The organism is Klenkia taihuensis (assembly GCF_900112525.1).
Taxonomy (GTDB): Bacteria; Actinomycetota; Actinomycetes; order Mycobacteriales; family Geodermatophilaceae; genus Klenkia; species Klenkia taihuensis.
Window position 1 is genome coordinate 428,788 of the sequence record NZ_FOMD01000004.1, and the last position, 17,072, is coordinate 445,859.

The 17,072-nt window shown below is 75.3% G+C and carries 19 protein-coding genes; 13 read left to right on the top strand and 6 right to left on the bottom strand.

Annotation, left to right across the window (positions count from 1 at the left end; translation table 11 throughout):
* Positions 1 to 58 precede the first annotated feature (58 nt).
* The 4 genes from hisD to BM158_RS21885 are packed head-to-tail and all read left to right on the top strand — an operon-like array spanning position 59 to position 3,230.
* Positions 59 to 1,360: a histidinol dehydrogenase gene (gene hisD / locus BM158_RS18000; RefSeq protein ID WP_091562643.1), complete on the top strand. Its 1,302-nt coding sequence runs from the start codon at positions 59 to 61 to the stop codon at positions 1,358 to 1,360.
* A complete protein-coding gene (locus BM158_RS18005; protein ID WP_091562647.1) occupies positions 1,357 to 2,460 on the top strand; it encodes a histidinol-phosphate transaminase in 1,104 nt (367 codons plus the stop codon). Before hisD ends, BM158_RS18005 begins: the two co-directional genes overlap by 4 nt.
* Positions 2,457 to 3,053, top strand: a complete 597-nt coding sequence (gene hisB / locus BM158_RS18010) for an imidazoleglycerol-phosphate dehydratase HisB (RefSeq protein WP_091563340.1) — start codon at positions 2,457 to 2,459, stop codon at positions 3,051 to 3,053. The genes BM158_RS18005 and hisB overlap by 4 nt, the downstream gene beginning before the upstream one ends.
* A 3-nt stretch (positions 3,054 to 3,056) precedes the next feature.
* Complete coding sequence (locus BM158_RS21885; protein WP_165629009.1) at positions 3,057 to 3,230, top strand: hypothetical protein; 174 nt, start codon at positions 3,057 to 3,059, stop codon at positions 3,228 to 3,230.
* Here the strand turns inward: BM158_RS21885 and BM158_RS18015 are convergent.
* Both BM158_RS18015 and BM158_RS18020 read right to left on the bottom strand, forming a co-directional pair.
* A complete protein-coding gene (locus BM158_RS18015) occupies positions 3,220 to 3,567 on the bottom strand; it encodes a MerR family transcriptional regulator (RefSeq protein ID WP_091562648.1) in 348 nt (115 codons plus the stop codon). The two genes, BM158_RS21885 and BM158_RS18015, sit on opposite strands and share 11 nt — an antisense overlap.
* Positions 3,568 to 3,572: 5 nt before the next feature.
* Complete coding sequence (locus tag BM158_RS18020) at positions 3,573 to 5,048, bottom strand: SulP family inorganic anion transporter (protein ID WP_091562651.1); 1,476 nt, start codon at positions 5,046 to 5,048, stop codon at positions 3,573 to 3,575.
* Positions 5,049 to 5,180: 132 nt separating this feature from the next.
* Between BM158_RS18020 and hisH the strand changes: the two genes are divergently transcribed.
* On the top strand, positions 5,181 to 5,816 hold the full coding sequence (gene hisH, locus BM158_RS18025) for an imidazole glycerol phosphate synthase subunit HisH (RefSeq protein WP_091562653.1): 636 nt from the start codon (positions 5,181 to 5,183) through the stop codon (positions 5,814 to 5,816).
* A gap of 3 nt (positions 5,817 to 5,819) precedes the next feature.
* Here hisH and BM158_RS18030 read toward each other — a convergent pair whose 3' ends face one another.
* Both BM158_RS18030 and BM158_RS18035 read right to left on the bottom strand, forming a co-directional pair.
* Positions 5,820 to 6,866 (bottom strand): molybdopterin-dependent oxidoreductase, encoded by a 1,047-nt coding sequence (locus BM158_RS18030; protein ID WP_091562657.1) that lies wholly within the window; start codon positions 6,864 to 6,866, stop codon positions 5,820 to 5,822.
* A 4-nt stretch (positions 6,867 to 6,870) separates the two neighbouring features.
* Entirely contained in the window at positions 6,871 to 7,488 is a 618-nt protein-coding gene (locus BM158_RS18035) for a nitroreductase family protein (protein ID WP_091562660.1), read from the bottom strand.
* A gap of 160 nt (positions 7,489 to 7,648) precedes the next feature.
* Here BM158_RS18035 and priA point away from each other — a divergent pair, with 160 nt between their 5' ends.
* The 3 genes from priA to hisF are packed head-to-tail and all read left to right on the top strand — an operon-like array spanning position 7,649 to position 9,566.
* Positions 7,649 to 8,386, top strand: coding sequence for a bifunctional 1-(5-phosphoribosyl)-5-((5-phosphoribosylamino)methylideneamino)imidazole-4-carboxamide isomerase/phosphoribosylanthranilate isomerase PriA (gene priA, locus BM158_RS18040; RefSeq protein ID WP_091562663.1), 738 nt, complete (start codon positions 7,649 to 7,651; stop codon positions 8,384 to 8,386).
* Positions 8,383 to 8,772 carry a RidA family protein gene (locus BM158_RS18045; protein ID WP_091562666.1) on the top strand — a complete coding sequence of 130 codons (390 nt, stop codon included), beginning with the start codon at positions 8,383 to 8,385 and terminating at the stop codon, positions 8,770 to 8,772. Before priA ends, BM158_RS18045 begins: the two co-directional genes overlap by 4 nt.
* Entirely contained in the window at positions 8,769 to 9,566 is a 798-nt protein-coding gene (gene hisF / locus BM158_RS18050; RefSeq protein WP_091562669.1) for an imidazole glycerol phosphate synthase subunit HisF, read from the top strand. The genes BM158_RS18045 and hisF overlap by 4 nt, the downstream gene beginning before the upstream one ends.
* Before the next feature lie 7 nt (positions 9,567 to 9,573).
* On the opposite strand, the gene BM158_RS18055 is transcribed toward hisF, so the two are convergent.
* The gene (locus tag BM158_RS18055) at positions 9,574 to 10,170 is read right to left on the bottom strand and encodes a TIGR03085 family metal-binding protein (RefSeq protein ID WP_091562672.1); all 597 of its coding nucleotides are present in this window, start codon (positions 10,168 to 10,170) and stop codon (positions 9,574 to 9,576) included.
* A gap of 98 nt (positions 10,171 to 10,268) precedes the next feature.
* Between BM158_RS18055 and BM158_RS18060 the strand changes: the two genes are divergently transcribed.
* The 3 genes from BM158_RS18060 to BM158_RS18070 are packed head-to-tail and all read left to right on the top strand — an operon-like array spanning position 10,269 to position 14,350.
* A complete protein-coding gene (locus tag BM158_RS18060) occupies positions 10,269 to 12,122 on the top strand; it encodes an ABC transporter ATP-binding protein (protein ID WP_229827787.1) in 1,854 nt (617 codons plus the stop codon).
* The gene (locus tag BM158_RS18065) at positions 12,119 to 13,912 is read left to right on the top strand and encodes an ABC transporter ATP-binding protein (RefSeq protein ID WP_229827786.1); all 1,794 of its coding nucleotides are present in this window, start codon (positions 12,119 to 12,121) and stop codon (positions 13,910 to 13,912) included. The genes BM158_RS18060 and BM158_RS18065 overlap by 4 nt, the downstream gene beginning before the upstream one ends.
* 24 nt (positions 13,913 to 13,936) lie before the next feature.
* Positions 13,937 to 14,350 carry a hypothetical protein gene (locus BM158_RS18070; RefSeq protein WP_091562675.1) on the top strand — a complete coding sequence of 138 codons (414 nt, stop codon included), beginning with the start codon at positions 13,937 to 13,939 and terminating at the stop codon, positions 14,348 to 14,350.
* 25 nt (positions 14,351 to 14,375) lie between these two features.
* On the opposite strand, the gene BM158_RS18075 is transcribed toward BM158_RS18070, so the two are convergent.
* Entirely contained in the window at positions 14,376 to 14,780 is a 405-nt protein-coding gene (locus tag BM158_RS18075; protein WP_207506727.1) for a cupin domain-containing protein, read from the bottom strand.
* A 55-nt stretch (positions 14,781 to 14,835) separates the two neighbouring features.
* On the opposite strand from BM158_RS18075, the gene BM158_RS18080 reads away from it, so the two are divergent.
* Both BM158_RS18080 and BM158_RS18085 read left to right on the top strand, forming a co-directional pair.
* Positions 14,836 to 15,306: a hypothetical protein gene (locus BM158_RS18080; RefSeq protein WP_091562678.1), complete on the top strand. Its 471-nt coding sequence runs from the start codon at positions 14,836 to 14,838 to the stop codon at positions 15,304 to 15,306.
* Positions 15,307 to 15,316: 10 nt separating this feature from the next.
* A complete protein-coding gene (locus BM158_RS18085) occupies positions 15,317 to 16,975 on the top strand; it encodes an FAD-binding dehydrogenase (protein WP_091562679.1) in 1,659 nt (552 codons plus the stop codon).
* The last annotated feature ends 97 nt before the right edge of the window (positions 16,976 to 17,072 follow it).

A 17,072-nucleotide genomic window follows, 5' to 3' on the forward strand; every position in this document is an offset into this window, starting at 1 on the left:
CTGGACGGGTCGCACCGTCTGCTCCGCACCGTCCCGCCCACCGCCCCAGGAGGCACCCGTGCTCGCCCGCATCGACCTGCGTGGATCCCGGCTGCCGGGGGTGCGTGAGCTCACCGGGCTGCTGCCGCGGGCCGGCACCGACATCGACAGCGTGCTGGCCACCGTCCGGCCGATCTGCGAGGACGTGCGCGAGCGCGGCGCCGAGGCCGTCCGCGAGATCACCGCCCGGTTCGACGGGGTGGACGCCGAGGACTTCGCCGTCCCGCAGGCCGCCCTCGACGACGCGCTGGCCTCGATCGACCCCGCGCTGCGCGAGGCGCTGGAGGAGGCGGTGTCCCGGGTGCGGAAGGTGCACGCCGACCAGCGGCGCACCGACGTCACCACCGAGGTCGTCCCCGGCGGCACGGTCACCGAGCGCTGGGTCCCGGTGCGCCGCGTGGGCCTCTACGTGCCCGGCGGCCTGGCCCCGCTGCTGTCCAGCGTGGTCATGAACGTCGTCCCCGCCCAGCTGGCCGGTGTGGAGTCCATCGCCGTGGCCACCCCGCCGCAGCGGGACAACGGCGGCCTGCCCGACCGCGGCGTGCTGGCCGCCTGCGCGCTGCTCGGCGTCACCGAGGTCTACGCCGTCGGCGGCGCCCAGGCGATCGCGGTGTTCGGCTACGGCGCCGGGTCCTGCGAGCCGGTCGACATGGTCACCGGCCCGGGCAACGTCTACGTCACCGCGGCCAAGCGGCTGCTGCGCGGCCTCATCGGCATCGACAGCGAGGCCGGCCCCACCGAGGTCGCGATCCTCGCCGACGACACCGCCGACCCGGTGCACGTCGCCGCCGACCTGATCAGCCAGGCCGAGCACGACCCGCTGGCCGGCGCGGTGCTGGTGACCACCAGCGAGCAGTTGGCCGACGCGGTCACCGCCCTGCTGCCCGAGCAGGTCGCGGCCACCAAGCACAGCGACCGGATCACCACCGCGCTGGGCGGGTCGCAGTCCGGCGTCGTGCTGGTCGACGACCTCGACGCCGGCCTCGCCGTGGTCGACGCCTACGCCGCCGAGCACCTGGAGATCCAGACCCGGGACGCCCGCGAGGTCGCCCTGCGGGTGCGCAACGCCGGCGCGGTGTTCGTCGGCGCGTGGTCCCCGGTCAGCCTCGGCGACTACGCCGCGGGCTCCAACCACGTGCTGCCCACCGGCGGCTGCGCCCGGCACTCCAGCGGCCTGTCGGTGCAGACCTTCCTGCGCGGCATCCACCTCGTCGACTACGACGAGCAGGCCCTGGCCGGGGTCGCCCGGCACGTCGACGTGCTCGCCCACGCGGAGGACCTGCCCGCGCACGCGGCCGCCGTCGCCGTCCGCCAGCGGTGACCGCCCTCCCGCTGCGGCCGGAGCTGCAGGGCCGCTCGCCCTACGGCGCGCCCCAGGTGCCGGCCCGGTACCGGCTGAACACGAACGAGAACCCGCACCCGCTGCCCGACGAGCTGCTCGCCGACCTCGGCGCCGCGCTCGGCGCGGCCGCGGTGGAGCTCAACCGGTACCCCGACCGGGACGCCGTGGCCCTGCGCACCGACCTCGCCGCCTACCTCTCCCGCTCCGGGACGGCGGTGACGGCGGCGCAGGTGTGGGCGGCCAACGGCTCCAACGAGATCCTGCAGCAGCTCTCGCAGGCCTTCGTCGGCGCCGGGCGCACCGCGCTGGGCTTCACGCCGTCCTACTCGATGCACCCGCTGATCACCGCGGCCACCGGCGGCACCTTCGTCGACGGCCACCGGCGGGCGGACTTCACCATCGACGTCGAGGCCGCCGTCGCCCAGGTCCGGGACGTGCGCCCCGACCTGGTGTTCGTCACCAGCCCGAACAACCCCACCGGGACGGCGGTGGCGCTGGAGACGGTCACCGCGCTGCACGACGCCGTCGACGGCGTGGTCGTGGTCGACGAGGCCTACGCCGAGTTCGCCCGCCCCGGGACGCCGTCGGCCCTCACCCTGCTCGAGGGGCGGCCCCGGCTGGTGGTCAGCCGCACGATGAGCAAGGCGTTCGGCATGGCCGGGCTGCGGCTGGGCTACCTGGCCGCCGACCCCGCCGTCGTCGACGCCCTGCAGCTGGTCCGGCTGCCCTACCACCTGTCCAGCCTCACCCAGGCCGCCGCGCGCACCGCGCTGGCGCACACCGACGCGCTGCTGGCCACCGTCGACGCGGTCAAGCACGAGCGGGACCGGATCGTGGCCGCGCTGCCCGGCCTCGGGCTGACCAGCGTGCCCAGCGACGCGAACTTCGTGCTGTTCGGCGGGTTCGCCGACGCCCCCGCCGTCTGGCAGGCCCTGCTCGACCGCGGCGTGCTGGTCCGGGACGTCGGCCTGCCCGGCTGGTTGCGGGTCACCGCCGGTACGCCTGAGGAGACCGACGCCTTCCTCACCGCCCTGGGTGAGGTCGTCGCACCGGCCCACCTGGGAGGATGGGCGCCATGAGCCGCACCGCCCGCGTCGAGCGCACCACCAACGAGACGGAGCTGGTCGTCGAGGTCGACCTCGACGGCACCGGCACCAGCTCGATCTCCACCGGGGTCGGCTTCTACGACCACATGCTCACCGCGCTGAGCAAGCACAGCGGCATCGACCTGCGGGTGCAGGCCGACGGCGACCTGCACATCGACGCCCACCACACCGTCGAGGACGTCGCCATCGCGCTGGGGCAGGCCTTCGCCGAGGCGCTCGGGGACAAGAAGGGCATCACCCGCTACGGCGACGCGACCATCCCGATGGACGAGGTGCTGGTGCAGGCCGCCGTCGACCTGTCCGGCCGGCCGTACTTCGTGCACGCCGAGCCCGAGACCATGACGCCGATCATCGGCCCGGACTACCCGACGTCGCTGACCAAGCACGTGCTGGAGAGCTTCGCGTTCAACGCCCGCATCTCGCTGCACGTGCGGGTGCTCTACGCCGGCCGGGACGCCCACCACATCGTCGAGGGCCAGTTCAAGGCGCTGGCCCGGGCGCTGCGCACCGCCGTCGCGCTCGACCCCCGCGTCACCGACGTGCCCTCCACCAAGGGCGCGCTGTAACCGGTGGGCCTCGCCTCCGGGCTCGTCGCCATCGGGCTGTTCCTGCTGGGCGGTGCGTTCTCCATCTTCCGGGCCGACCACCCCGAGAAGGGCCGGACGACCGGCCAGGTCGTGTTCGCCGGCCTCCTGGTGCTGGCCGCCGCGCTGGCGATCGCCTCGGGGGTCCTCAGGTTCTGAGCCGGCCGGCGAACGCCTCGGCGGTGGCCAGCTGCGCCCGCAGCGCGACGACCCGCTCGGCGGCGGCCTCCCGGTAGTGCGCCAGCCGCTCCGCCGGGCCGCCGTCGGCCAGCGCGGTCAGCAGCTCGCGCATCTCCTCCAGGGAGAACCCGAGCGGCTTCATCTGCATGATCACCCGCAGCCGCTCGACGTCGTCCTCGGTGTAGAGCCGGAAGCCGCCGTCGCTGCGGGCCGAGGGGACGGCCAGGCCGACCTCCTCGTAGTACCGGATGGTGCGCAGGCTCAGCCCGATCCGGTCGGCGACCTCGCCGATCTGCAGCATCCCGTGCGCGCCCATGCGGCTCAGTGTCCGCCGCCCAGGGTGCCGGCCATCCGGCGGTGCCAGTGCCCGGCGTCCCCGGTGAGGCCGACCAGCTCGACCGCGGTGCCGCGGGCGGCGTACCGGTGCTCGACGGCGTCCAGCGCGGCCACCGACGAGGCGTCCCACACCTGGGCCGCGGACAGGTCGACGACGACGCGCGGCGGGTCGCCCGCGTAGTCGAAGCGGTGCACCAGGTCGTCGCTGGAGGCGAAGAACAGCGCGCCGCTGACCCGGTAGGTGCGCACGCCGTCCGCCACCGGACCGGGGACGACGGAGACCAGGTGGGCGACCCGGCGGGCGAAGAGCACGCAGGCGGTGAGCACCCCGACGCCGACCCCGATGGCCAGGTTGTCGGTGGCCACGACGACCGCGACGGTCACCAGCATCACCGCGCTCTCGCTGCGCGGCATCCGGCGCAGGGTGCGCAGCGAGTGCCAGTCGAAGGTGGCGATCGAGACGAACACCATGACCGCGACCAGCGCCGCCATCGGGATGACCGCGACGACGTCGCCGAGCGCGACCACCAGCACGAGCAGGAACACCCCGGCCAGGAACGTGGACACCCGCGTCCGCGCCCCGGACCGGACGTTGATCATGGTCTGGCCGATCATCGCGCAGCCGCCCATCCCGCCGAAGGCGCCGGTGACGACGTTGGCCACGCCCTGGCCCACCGACTCGCGGCGCTTGGAGGACCGGGTGCCGGTCAGGTCGTCGACCAGGGTGGCGGTCATCAGCGACTCCAGCAGGCCCACCGCGGCCAGCCCGAGGGCGTAGGGCAGCACGATCCGCAGCGTCTCGAGGGTCAGCGGGACGTCGGGCCACAGCAGGGTGGGCAGGCTGTCGGGCAGGGCGCCCTGGTCGCCCACGGTGGGCACGTCGACCCCGGCCACGACGGCGACGGCGGTCAGCACGACGATGGCGACCAGCGGCGCCGGGACGGCGGTGGTCAGCCGGGGGAGGCCGACGATGATCGCCAGGCCGGCGGCGGCCATCGGGTAGACCAGCCAGGGGACGTCGACCAGCTGCGGCACCTGGGCGACGAAGATCAGGATGGCCAGCGCGTTGACGAACCCGACCATCACGCTGCGCGGGACGAACCGCATCAGCCGGGCGACGCCGAGCAGGCCCAGCGCGATCTGCAGCACCCCGCCCAGCAGCACCGCGGCGACCAGGTAGGGCAGCCCGTGCTCGGCGACGAGCGGGGCGACCACGAGGGCGATCGCGCCGGTGGCGGCGGAGACCATCGCGGGCCGGCCGCCGACGACGGCGATGGTCACCGCCATGGTGAAGCTGGCGAACAACCCGACGCGCGGGTCGACCCCGGCGATGATCGAGAAGCTGATCGCCTCGGGGATGAGGGCGAGGGCGACGACCAGGCCGGCGAGGACCTCGGTGCGCAGGGTGCGGGGGTCGCGCAGGGCCGTGGTCCAGCCGGGCGCACGCAGGGCAGACGTCATCGTTCCGTTCCGCAGGTGGGGGAGGGGGCCGCTCCGCCGCGCTGCGGGGCCGGGACGAACCCTACCCTCACGTGAGGGAAGGGTTCACCGAGGGCCGGTGGTCGGTGGCGGGCGCTGGGTAGCGTTGGCCGGGTGAAGAAGGTCGTCGTCCTGGACTACGGATCGGGCAACCTCCGCTCGGTCGAGCGCGCCGTCGCCCGGGTGGGTGCCGACGTCGAGGTGACCGCCGACCCGCACGCCGCGCTCGAGGCCGACGGCCTCGTCGTCCCCGGGGTCGGCGCGTTCGCGGCCTGCATGACCGGCCTGCGCGCGGTCGACGGGCCGCGGATCATCGGCAAGCGGCTGGCCGGTGGCCGGCCGGTGCTGGGCATCTGCGTGGGCATGCAGGTGCTCTTCGACCGCGGCATCGAGCACGGCTACGACGCCGAGGGCTGCGCCGAGTGGCCGGGGACCGTCGAGGAGCTGCACGCCCCGGTGCTGCCGCACATGGGCTGGAACACCGTCGAGGCCGCGGCGGGCAGCGAGCTGTTCGCCGGCATCGAGGACCAGCGCTTCTACTTCGTGCACTCCTACGGGGTGCGCGACTTCCCGCTCGGCCGCGACGGCACCGGCCCGCTGAAGCCGCCGGCGGTGACCTGGGCCGAGCACGGCGACCGGTTCGTCGCCGCGGTGGAGAACGGGGCGCTCAAGGCCACCCAGTTCCACCCGGAGAAGTCCGGGGACGCCGGGGCGGCGCTGCTCACCAACTGGCTGCGCACCCTCGACTGAGGCTCACTGCAGCGGGAAGGGCGGCTGCAGCCACCAGGGGGAGTCGAGCACCTCGACCCGGTCCACCCACTTGACCCACCACACGCCGCGCCGTCCCGGGGCGACCAGCCGCACCGGGGCGCCGTGGCCGGGGGACAGCGGCCGGCCGGCGGCGTGCGTGGCCAGCAGGGTGCCGCCGGCGTCGCGCAGCGGGACCCGCCGGGAGAAGCCGGTCACCGAGGTGACGAGCAGGCACTGCGCCCCGTCGACCGCGCCGAGGTGGTCGGTGACCAGCCGGGCCAGCGTGGTGCCGCGCCAGTCCTGGTCGGCGTACCAGCCGCCGGTGCAGTCCAGCCGGGCCCGCACCGCGTCGCCGCGGTCGAGGTCGGCCACGGGGACGACGACCTCCCGCCCGCCGCCGGTGAGCGTGACCGAGGTGCCGACGGCGTCGGGGACGGTGTCCGAGGCCCACTGGGTGACCGGCATGGCGGTCGGGTCGTCGGTGCCGCGCTCGTGGGAGCCGGTGCCGCTGCGCCGGGCCCCGGGTGCGCCGGTGACCCGCCAGACGCCCTCGGTCAGGGCCCACAGGGCCAGCGAGCCGCCGGCCAGCGCGCCGGTGCCCAGCAGCGTGCGGCGGGACAGGTCGACCCGGCGCGGCCGCTGGTGCCGGCCCCAGGTGTGCGCGACGAGGGCGAGGACCAGCACGACCGCCGCGCCCACGTGCACCTGCAGGGCGGCGACCGGCGTCCCCGAGGTGGCCCAGATGCCGGCCGCGCCGGCGGCGTGCAGCACGCCGCTGAGCACGCAGACCGCGACGAGACCGGTCAGCCAGTAGGCGGCGGACGGGGCGCGCAGCTGCGGCGGCTTGGCCCGCGCCCGGCGGACGACGACGGTCTTCCACGGCACCAGCAGCAGCAGACCCAGCCCGGCTGCGCCGTGCGCGACCGCGACCACCCGGCCGGCCAGCGGGGTGCCGACGGCGAACCCGAGCACCCCGGTGCCGCCGGCGAGCAGCAGGAGCCCGAGCAGGGCCAGGTTGGACCGGCGTCCCGCCCGCTGCAGCCCCCGCACGGGTTCAGTGTGCGCCGGTGGCGCCCCAGTGCCCGCGGTGCACGACCTCGTCGACCCCGCGCCGTCCCCGGCGCAGCGACGGGGAGCGCCTGTCCTCGGTGCCGGGGTAGCCGACGGACACGCAGCCGACCGGCCGGTACCCGTCGGGGACGCCGAAGGCCTGCCGCAGCGCGGGCACCCGCTCGGGCGGGACGCCGAAGAAGCAGGCGCCCAGGCCCTCGTCGACGGCGGTCAGCAGCACCAGGAGCGAGGCCATGCCGGTGTCGACGTCCCAGTAGGGCACCGGCCAGCGGGCCTCGTCGCGGTCGGTCCAGCCCTTGTCGGGCTCGGCGTAGCGGTCCAGGTAGGCCGCCTTGTGGCTGAACGGCACGACCAGCAGCGGGGCGCGCCGCATCCGGGTCAGCCAGCCGTCGGGCGCGCCGCCGTCGGTGGTGGCCGCCCAGAAGCGGTCCCGCTCCTCGGCGGTCTCCAGCACGAGGAACGCCCAGCCCTGGCTGAACCCGGCGCTGGGGGCGCGCAGCGCGTGGGCCAGCAGCCGCTCCCGGACCTCGGGCGGCACCGGCCGGTCGGGGTCGTAGTCGCGCACCATCCGCCGCCGTCGCAGCACCTCGGAGAACTCCACCCTGCCGAGCCTGCCCGCCCACTCTTGATCTTGCAGAACCGCAACGCCGCCCCACCGGCCGCCCGCGCGCCACCGTTGCGCTCCTGCATGGTCAACAGCGGGGAGCGGGCGGGGAGCGGGCGCGGCGGGGGTGACCCGGGCCGCTGCCTAGGCTGTCATCGTGCCGAAGCTGCAGCTGCTCCCCGCCGTCGACGTCGCCGACGGCCAGGCCGTCCGCCTGGTCCAGGGGGAGGCCGGCAGCGAGACCTCCTACGGCGAGCCCCTCGAGGCCGCGCTGACCTGGCAGCGGGACGGCGCCGAGTGGGTGCACCTGGTCGACCTCGACGCCGCCTTCGGCCGCGGCTCCAACCGCGAGCTGCTGGCCCGGGTGGTCGGAGAGCTCGACGTCGACGTGGAGCTCTCCGGCGGCATCCGCGACGACGCCTCGCTGGAGGCCGCGCTGGCCACCGGCTGCCGGCGGGTCAACCTGGGCACCGCGGCGCTGGAGTCCCCCGAGTGGTGCGCCCGGGCGATCGCCGAGCACGGCGACCGGATCGCCGTCGGCCTCGACGTCCGCGGCACCCGGCTGGCCGCCCGCGGCTGGACCCGCGAGGGCGGCGAGCTCTACGAGACCCTCGCCCGCCTGGACGCCGAGGGCTGCGCCCGCTACGTGGTCACCGACATCACCAAGGACGGCACGCTGCGCGGCCCCAACCTGGACCTGCTGCGCGAGGTCTGCGCCGCCACCGACCGGCCGGTCATCGCCTCCGGCGGGGTCAGCAGCCTCGACGACATCCGGGCCCTGGCCGGCCTGACCGGCGTCGGCGTCGAGGGCGCCATCGTCGGCAAGGCGCTCTACGCCGGGCAGTTCACCCTGCCGCAGGCGCTGGCGCTGACCGAGGAGGAGGCGGCCCGGTGATCGCCTGGCGGGTGGGTTCCGGCGGGCGCTACGAGGACGTGGTCGGCTACTGCCGCGTGGTCCGGGCCGGCGAGCTGGTGTGGGTCAGCGGCACCACCGGCACCCGCGACGGCGTGCTGGTCGAGGGCGGCGCCGTCGAGCAGATGCGGCAGGCCCTGACCAACGTGGTCGCCGCGCTGGACAGCGCCGGGTCCAGCGTCGCCGACGTCGTCCGCACCCGCGTCTACGTCACCGACATCTCCACCTGGGAGGAGGTCGGGCGGGTGCACGCGGAGTTCTTCGGCCGGCACCGGCCCGCCACGACCATGGTCGAGGTCAGCCGGCTCGTCGACCCGGCCATGCTGGTCGAGGTCGAGGCCGACGCGTTCGTGGGGTTCGGCCGGTGAGCCTCGCCGTCCGTGTCATCCCCTGCCTGGACGTCGACGCCGGCCGGGTGGTCAAGGGCGTCAACTTCGTCGACCTGCGCGACGCCGGCGACCCGGTCGAGATGGCCCGGGTCTACGACGCCGAGGGCGCCGACGAGCTGACCTTCCTCGACATCACCGCCTCCTCCGGTGACCGCGCCACCACCTACGACGTCGTCTCCCGCACCGCCGAGAGCGTGTTCATCCCGCTCACCGTCGGCGGTGGTGTGCGCACCGTCGACGACGTGGACAAGCTGCTGCGCGCCGGGGCGGACAAGGTCGCGGTCAACACCGCCGCCGTCGCCCGGCCCGAGCTCATCGCGGAGATCGCCGACCGGTACGGCAACCAGGTGCTCGTGCTGTCGCTGGACGCCCGGCGCTGCGCCGGCGACGCCGCCACCGACTCCGGCTACGAGATCACCACCCACGGCGGGCGCCGCGGCACCGGCCGGGACGCCGTCGAGTGGGTCGTCGAGGCCGCCCGGCTGGGTGTGGGCGAGGTGCTGCTGAACTCCATGGACGCCGACGGCACCAAGGCCGGCTTCGACCTGGCCATGATCGAGGCGGTGCGCCGCGAGGTGGCCGTGCCGGTCATCGCCAGCGGGGGAGCCGGCGCAGCCGACCACTTCGCCCCCGCGGTCGCCGCCGGTGCCGACGCGGTGCTGGCGGCCAGCGTCTTCCACTTCGGCGACCTGCGGATCGGCGACGTCAAGCACGCGCTGGACGCCGCCGGGGTCCCGGTCCGCCACGAGGCGGACCGGCCGCTGGGCGACTAGGGCCCGGTCAGGAGACCTCCACCCGGGCGACGGCGTCCCGGCCGGACGCCCACAGCAGGACCTCCAGCGGCTCGCCGGTCACCGTGGTGGCCGGCGTCCCCGACCGCAGGGTGCGGGTGGCCCCGGTGTCCGACCGGCGGACCACCAGCCCACCGCCGCGCGGCCGGGTGCGGGCGAGCACCGGCACCTGGCCCCACAGGAAGTCCTGCGCGGCGCGCGGCAGCTCCCGCGGCGTCCACCCCGGCTGCGCCCGCCGGACGTCCTCGTGGTGGATGGTCATCTCCGCGCCGTTGACCAGCCGGTCCACCGGGTCCCACGCGGTCGGCAGGAACGCCGGCGGGCCGCTGCGCACCTGGTCCAGCAGCTCCGGCCACGGGGTGCCGCGCCGCCACCGGTCGGACACGTGCGCCGTCCAGCGGGCGAACGGGCCACCGAGGACCGCGCCCGGGGCGGCGTCGGGGCGCCGGTCGCGCACCACGAGGTGCACGGCGAGGTCGGCCGTCGTCCAGCCCTCGCAGCAGGTCGGCTGGTCCGGACCCAGGTCGGCGAGCAGGTCGGCGAGCGCCGCGCGCTCGGTGCGGGACAGCGCGGGGGAGTCGGTCACGCGGACCGTTGTACCGCGCCGACCAAATCCCGTAGCTCGGGTAACGACCACGGGTAGTCTCAGGGAACACCCAGCAGCACCACCCCGTAGGGAGACGCGTGTCCGCGCGCAGCACAGGCAACACCGTCGTCCGCAGCGAACGGGACCAGAAGAAGGTCATGCGCCGGGGGTTCCGGCACGTCGGCCGGGCCATCTCCGAGCAGCGCGGCATGTTCACCCTCGCCGTCCTCGGCAGCAGCCTCTACGCGGCCATGACCGTGGCCAGCGCCTACGTCATCGGCGGCATCACCGAGCGGGTCGTGCTGCCCTCCTTCGAGCGCGGCTCGACCACCGCCGGCGCGCTCACGCTGGCCGCCGTCGCGATCCTCGTCGTCGCCGTCCTCAAGATCATCGGGATCATCGGCCGGCGGCTGTTCGCCGGCATCATGAGCTTCCGGCTGCAGGCCGAGTACCGCCGCCGGGTCACCGGGCAGTACCTGCGGCTGCCGCTGTCCTGGCACCAGCGCCACCCCACCGGCCAGCTGCTGAGCAACGCCAACTCCGACGTCGAGGCCAGCTGGTTCTTCGTCTCCCCGCTGCCCTTCGCCTGCGGCGCGCTGGTCATGGTGGCCATCACCGTCGTCGCGCTGTTCCTCACCGACCCGCTGCTGGCCCTCGTCGGCCTGGTCGTCTTCCCGCTGGTCTTCGTGGCCAACGCCCTCTACTCGCAGGTGATGAGCCCGCGGATGGCGAAGGCGCAGCAGCTGCGCGCCGAGGTCTCGGAGATCGCGCACGAGTCCTTCGACGCCGCCCTGGTGGTCAAGACCCTGGGCCGCGAGGCCGAGGAGACCCGCCGGTTCGCCGGCAGCGCCGACGAGCTGCGCGACGGCCTGGTCGCCGTCGGCCGGGTCCGCGGGCTGTTCGACCCGATCATGGAGGCGCTGCCCAACCTCGGCACCCTCGCCGTCCTGCTGGTCGGGGCGAACCAGGTGGCCAACGGCGCAACCAACGCCGGCGACCTGGTCTCCATCGCCTACCTGTTCACCCTGCTCGCGCTGCCCATCCGGGCGATCGGCTGGGTGCTGGCCGACCTGCCCCGCGCGATGGCCGGGTTCGACCGGGTCACGCCGGTGCTGCAGGCCGAGGGGGAGACCCCGCACGGCCCCGACGCCGCCCCCGCCGGCACCGGCGGCGCCGGCGTCGGCGTGCAGGCCGTCGACTTCGGCCACGTCGACGCCGACGGCCGGGCGAACCAGGTGCTGCACGGCGTCACCTTCGAGGTGGAGGCCGGCCGGACCATCGCCGTCGTCGGCCCCACCGGCTCGGGCAAGTCCACCCTCGCCGGGCTGCTGGTGCGCCTGGTCGACCCGCACAGCGGTGCGGTCCTGCTCGACGGCGTGGACCTCCGCAGCCTCCGCGAGGGCGAGGTCGCCGGGCAGGCCGCCTTCGTCGCGCAGGGCACCTTCCTCTTCGACGACACCGTGCGCGGCAACATCACCCTCGGCGCGGACTTCACCGACGCGCAGGTGCACGAGGCGCTGCGGGTCGCCGCCGCCGAGGACTTCGTCGACCGGCTCCCCGAGGGCCTGGACACCAAGGTCGGCGAGCGCGGCGCCAGCCTCTCCGGCGGCCAGCGGCAGCGGCTCGCGCTGGCCCGCGCCGTCGTCCGCCGGCCCCGCCTGCTGGTGATGGACGACGCCACCAGCGCCGTGGACCCCAGCGTCGAGGCCCGCATCCTCGACGCGCTGCGCACCACCGACGCGCCGGCCACGGTCGTCGTCGTGGCCTACCGGCAGGCCACGATCTCGCTCGCCGACGAGGTGCTGTGGATCGACCGCGGCCGCCTGGTCGCCCGCGGCAGCCACGCCGAGCTGCTCGCCCGGGTGCCCGGCTACGCCAAGCTGGTGCAGGCCTACCAGCCACCGGACGAGGTCACCCCCGCCGAGCCCGAGCCGGCCGGGGCGCAGGCGTGACCGCCGTGACCGAGCGGGCCACGGAGTCCGCCACCGGCACCCTGCGCCGCGGCCTGCGGATGATGCCGGAGTTCCGCCGCGGCCTGCCGGTGACCTTCGCCCTCGCCCTGGTCGCCACCGCCGGCCGCGTCGTCGTCCCCATCGCCGTGCAGCAGACCCTCGACCGCGGCCTGGGCGCCGACGGCGGCCCCGACATCCCGCTGGTCCGCGAGCTGGTCGCGGTGTGCGCCGTCGTCGTGCTGATCACCGCGTTCGCGGTCTACCGGATGAACGTGCGGCTGTTCCGCACCACCGAGACGGCGCTGGCGGGCCTGCGGGTGCGCGCCTTCCGGCACGTGCACGACCTGTCGGTGCTGCACCAGCAGGGCGAGCGCCGCGGCAACCTGGTCTCCCGGGTCACCAGCGACGTCGACCAGCTGTCGGTCTTCATGCAGTGGGGCGGCGTGCTCGGCCTGGTCAGCCTCGGCCAGCTCGTCGTCGCCACCGTGGTGATGTTCTTCTACAGCTGGCAGCTGACCCTGCTGGTGCTGGTCTGCTTCGTGCCCCTGGGCTACGCGGTGAAGTGGTTCGCCAAGCGCCTGGCCGAGGTCTACGGCGTGGTCCGCGAGCGGGTCGGCGACGTCCTGGCCGCGGTGGGGGAGTCCGTCGTCGGCGCCCCGACCGTGCGCGCCTACGGCGTCCGCGCCCGCACCGCCGCCCGCATCGACACCGCCATCGACCGGCACTACCGGGCCTCCGTGCAGGCCCAGCGCACCACCGCCGGGGTCTACGTGAGCGGGGAGTTCGTCGCCGCGGTCGCCAACGCCGCCGTCGTCGTGGTCGGCGTGCTGCTCGGCGTCGGCGGGCAGATCTCGGCCGGCACGCTGGTCGCCTTCCTGTTCCTGGTCACCCTGTTCGTGGCCCCGGTGCAGACCGCCAGCGAGGTGCTCAACGAGGCGCAGAACGCCGTCGCCGGGTTCCGCCGGGTGCTCGACGTGCTGGACACCGAGCCCGACGTGCAGGACCCCGCCGACGGCCGGCAGCTGCCCCCGGGCCCGCTGGGCGTCCGGTTCGACCACGTCACCTTCCGGTACGCCCCCGGCGCCCGCGCCGCGCTGGACGACGTGGACCTGGAGATCGCCCCGCGCACCCGCGTCGCCGTGGTGGGCGAGACCGGGTCCGGCAAGACCACCTTCGCCAAGCTGCTCACCCGGCTGATGGACCCCGCCGAGGGCCGGGTGCTGGTCGGCGGCGTGCCGCTGGACCGGGTGGCCTTCTCCTCGCTGCGCGAGCGGGTGGTCATGGTGCCCCAGGACGGGTTCCTCTTCGACGCCTCCGTGGCCGACAACGTCCGCTACGGCAAGCCGGGCATGACCGACGCGCACATCGCCGCCGCCTTCGACGAGCTGGGCCTGGGCGGGTGGGTCGAGGGCCTGCCCGACGGCGTGGCCACCCAGGTCGGCCAGCGCGGGGAGTCGTTGTCGGCGGGGGAGCGGCAGCTGGTCGCCGTCGCCCGCGCCTACGTCGCCGACCCCGACCTGCTGGTGCTCGACGAGGCCACCAGCGCCGTCGACCCGGCCACCGAGGCCCGGCTCACCCGGGCGCTGGACCTGCTCACCGACGGCCGGACGACGATCACCATCGCGCACCGGCTGTCCACCGCCGAGCGCGCCGACGAGGTGCTGGTGGTCGACGCCGGCCGGGTGGTGCAGCGCGGCCGGCACGCCGACCTGGTCGACGTCCCCGGGGTCTACGCGGGGCTGCACGCCTCCTGGCGCCGGTCCTCCGGCGGGGCGGTCACGCCGGTCTGACCTGCGAGGACCTACCGTCTGCCCATGACCGCACCGCAGCCACCCGTCCGCAGGGTCCCGCCGATCCCGGCCGGGCTGGCGGTGGTGTGCGCGCTGCTGGGGGCGCTGCCGGTCGCGGTGTTCTCGTTCGTCGTCGGGGCCTTCTCGGCGGCGTCCGGCGTCTGGCAGGGCGTGCTGCTCGGCCTGGTGCCGGGCGCCGTGGCCGTGCTGGTCGTGGCCGGCACCGTGCTGCTGCTCACCGGGCGGTCGTGGCGGGTGCTGGTGGTGGGCTCGGTGCTCACCCTGGCGCTGGTGGTCTGGGCGCTGGCCCAGGGTGCGGCCTCGGGCGACACCGGGTCGGTCGTCGTGCTGGTGGCCGGCCCGCTGGCCGCGGCCCTGCTGGCCTCGCTGCCCTCGGTGCGCGCCTGGGTGGACGCGCGGCGGGCCGCCCGGGTGTGAGGCCCGGGCGGCCCGGCGGCGTGGCTCAGGCCGGCGGCTCGTCCTTGCCCGACTCCTCCAGCTCGTCGGCCTCCTCCTTGGTGTGGTGCACCGCGCCGTCGGCGTGGTCGGCCGGGCCGTAGACGGTGTAGAGCACCCAGGGGTTGGGGCCGTCGTTGACGAAGTTGTGCTTGGTCCCGGCCGGCACGACGACGATCTCGCCCGGCTTCACCGTCTTGGTCGAGCCCTCGATGACGGCCTTGCCGACGCCGCTGACGAAGCTGAGGATCTGGTCGTTCTCGTCGTGGACCTCCTCGCCGATCTCCCCGCCCGGCGGGATCGTCATGATCACCAGCTGGGTGTGCTCGCCGGTCCAGAGCACCCGACGGAAGTCGGCGCTCTTCTCGGCCACGGTCGCGATGTCGAAGTGCACGATGTCCTTGGCTGCCATGCGCACCCCCTTGCCCCGCACCGATGTGGATCATGCGGGCCTACGCTGTCGGCCCATGGCGAAGTCGTCCCGCTCCGCGCCCGTCCGGCGCTCGCCCCGGGCGGCCCGGCCCACCGCCGCCCGGGCGGCCCGGACGCCGCTGGTCCCCGAGCGGCCGGTCGCCGCCGTCTGCGCCGCCGTGTTCGGCGTCCTGGTGACCGCCGAGGTGCTCTACCTGACCTGGCTGCTGGTGGCCCCCGACGCCGACCTGGTCGCCGTGCCGCGCTGGCTGGCCCTGGTCCTGGTCGCCGTCGCGCTGGTGCCGCTGGCCGGCGCGGTGCTGACCGTCCTCGGCCGCGGGCGGGGCTGGGTGGTGCTGCTCGTCGGGTGCGTCGTGCCGCTGCTCGGGCTGCTGGGCGTGGCCGTGCTGTTCGGCTCGCTGGGGGCGGGCTCGGCGACCTGGTGGGCGCTGCTGCTGGCCCTCGGCCCGCTGGGCGGGCTGGTGCTCGCCGCACAGCGCCCCGTGCGCGGGTGGACGGCTCGCTAACCTCCTCCCCGTGACCACCGACACAGCCGACGTCGTCGTCGTGGGGGCGGGCCTGGCCGGCCTCGTCGCCACCGCCGAGCTCGCCGACGCCGGCAAGCGGGTGCTGCTGCTGGACGCCGAGCCCGAGCAGAACCTGGGCGGCCAGGCGTTCTGGAGCTTCGGCGGGCTGTTCCTCGTCGACTCCCCCGAGCAGCGCCGCCTGCGGGTCCACGACTCCCTGGAGCTCGCCCGGCAGGACTGGCTGGGCACCGCCGGCTTCGACCGCCCCGAGGACCACTGGCCGCGGCAGTGGGCCGAGGCCTACCTGCAGTTCGCCGCGGGGGAGAAGCGGTCCTGGCTGCACCAGCAGGGCATCCGGTTCTTCCCCGTCGTCGGCTGGGCCGAGCGCGGCGGCTACACCGCCACCGGGCACGGCAACTCCGTGCCCCGCTTCCACATCGTCTGGGGCACCGGCCCCGGGGTCGTGGCGCCCTTCGAGCGCCGGGTGCGCGAGGCCGCCGGCCGCGGCCTGGTCGAGTTCCGGTTCCGGCACCGGGTCACCGGCCTGGTCACCAGCGGCGGTGCGGTCACCGGCGTGCGCGGCGAGGTGCTCGAGCCCGACGGCGCCCCGCGCGGGGAGGCCACCTCCCGCACCGCGACCGGGGAGTTCGAGGTCGCCGCGCAGGCCGTCGTCCTCACCACCGGCGGCATCGGCGCCAACCACGAGCTGGTCCGCCGCAACTGGCCGGCCCGCCTGGGACCCGCGCCGCAGCGGCTGCTCTCGGGGGTGCCCGCGCACGTCGACGGGTCCGGGCTGCTGGCCGCCGAGGCCGCCGGCGCCAGCGTGGTCAACCCCGACCGGATGTGGCACTACACCGAGGGCATCGAGAACCACTCGCCGATCTGGGCCCGGCACGGCATCCGGATCCTCCCCGGCCCCAGCTCGCTGTGGCTGGACGCCACCGGCAAGCGGCTGCCCGTCCCGCTCTACCCCGGCTTCGACACCCTCGGCACGCTGGCCCACATCGGCACCACCGGCCACGAGCACACCTGGTTCGTGCTGGACCAGAAGATCGTGGAGAAGGAGTTCACCCTGTCGGGGTCCGAGCAGAACCCCGACCTCACCGGCAAGGACCTCAAGCTGCTGCTCACCCGGGTCCGCAAGGGTGCGGCCGCCCCGGTGCAGGCGTTCCTGGACAAGGGCGTGGACTTCGTGACCGCGTCGACCGTCGCCGAGCTGGTCGAGGGCATGAACCGGGTCACCGGCGGCACCCCGCGGCTGGACCCCGCCGTGGTGGAGGCCGAGATCGTCGCCCGCGACCGGGAGATGGCCAACACCTTCTCCAAGGACGGCCAGGTCACCGCCATCCGGGCCGCCCGCCGCTTCCTCGGGGACAAGCTCATCCGGGTGGTGCCGCCGCACCGGATGCTGGACCCGAAGAACGGCCCGCTCGTCGCCGTCCGGCTCAACCTGCTCACCCGCAAGACCCTCGGCGGGCTGGAGACCGACCTGTCCGGCCGGGTGCTGCAGCCCGGCGGCGAGGTGTTCGGCGGCCTGTACGCCGCCGGCGAGGTCTCCGGGTTCGGCGGCGGCGGGGTGCACGGCTACCGGTCCCTGGAGGGCACCTTCCTCGGCGGCTGCCTCTTCTCCGGCCGCGTCGCCGGCCGGGCGGTGGCCGCGGCCCTGTGACACGGCGGACCTCCGGGTCGCACCGCGGCCAGGTGCCGTGCCTCCGGGGCGACGAGCGTGTCGGTCCTCGGGTGTCGTCCCGGCTCCCCGCGCGGGG

Excerpts from the sequence above, each read along its gene's own strand:
- BM158_RS18075 (WP_207506727.1), bottom strand. The coding sequence starts at position 14,780 with ATGGCAGCCAAGGACATCGTGCACTTCGACATCGCGACCGTGGCCGAG.
- BM158_RS18015 (WP_091562648.1), bottom strand. The coding sequence starts at position 3,567 with ATGGGCGCGCACGGGATGCTGCAGATCGGCGAGGTCGCCGACCGGATC.
- hisB (WP_091563340.1), top strand. The coding sequence starts at position 2,457 with ATGAGCCGCACCGCCCGCGTCGAGCGCACCACCAACGAGACGGAGCTG.
- BM158_RS18020 (WP_091562651.1), bottom strand. The coding sequence starts at position 5,048 with ATGACGTCTGCCCTGCGTGCGCCCGGCTGGACCACGGCCCTGCGCGAC.
- BM158_RS18080 (WP_091562678.1), top strand. The coding sequence starts at position 14,836 with ATGGCGAAGTCGTCCCGCTCCGCGCCCGTCCGGCGCTCGCCCCGGGCG.
- BM158_RS18070 (WP_091562675.1), top strand. The coding sequence starts at position 13,937 with ATGACCGCACCGCAGCCACCCGTCCGCAGGGTCCCGCCGATCCCGGCC.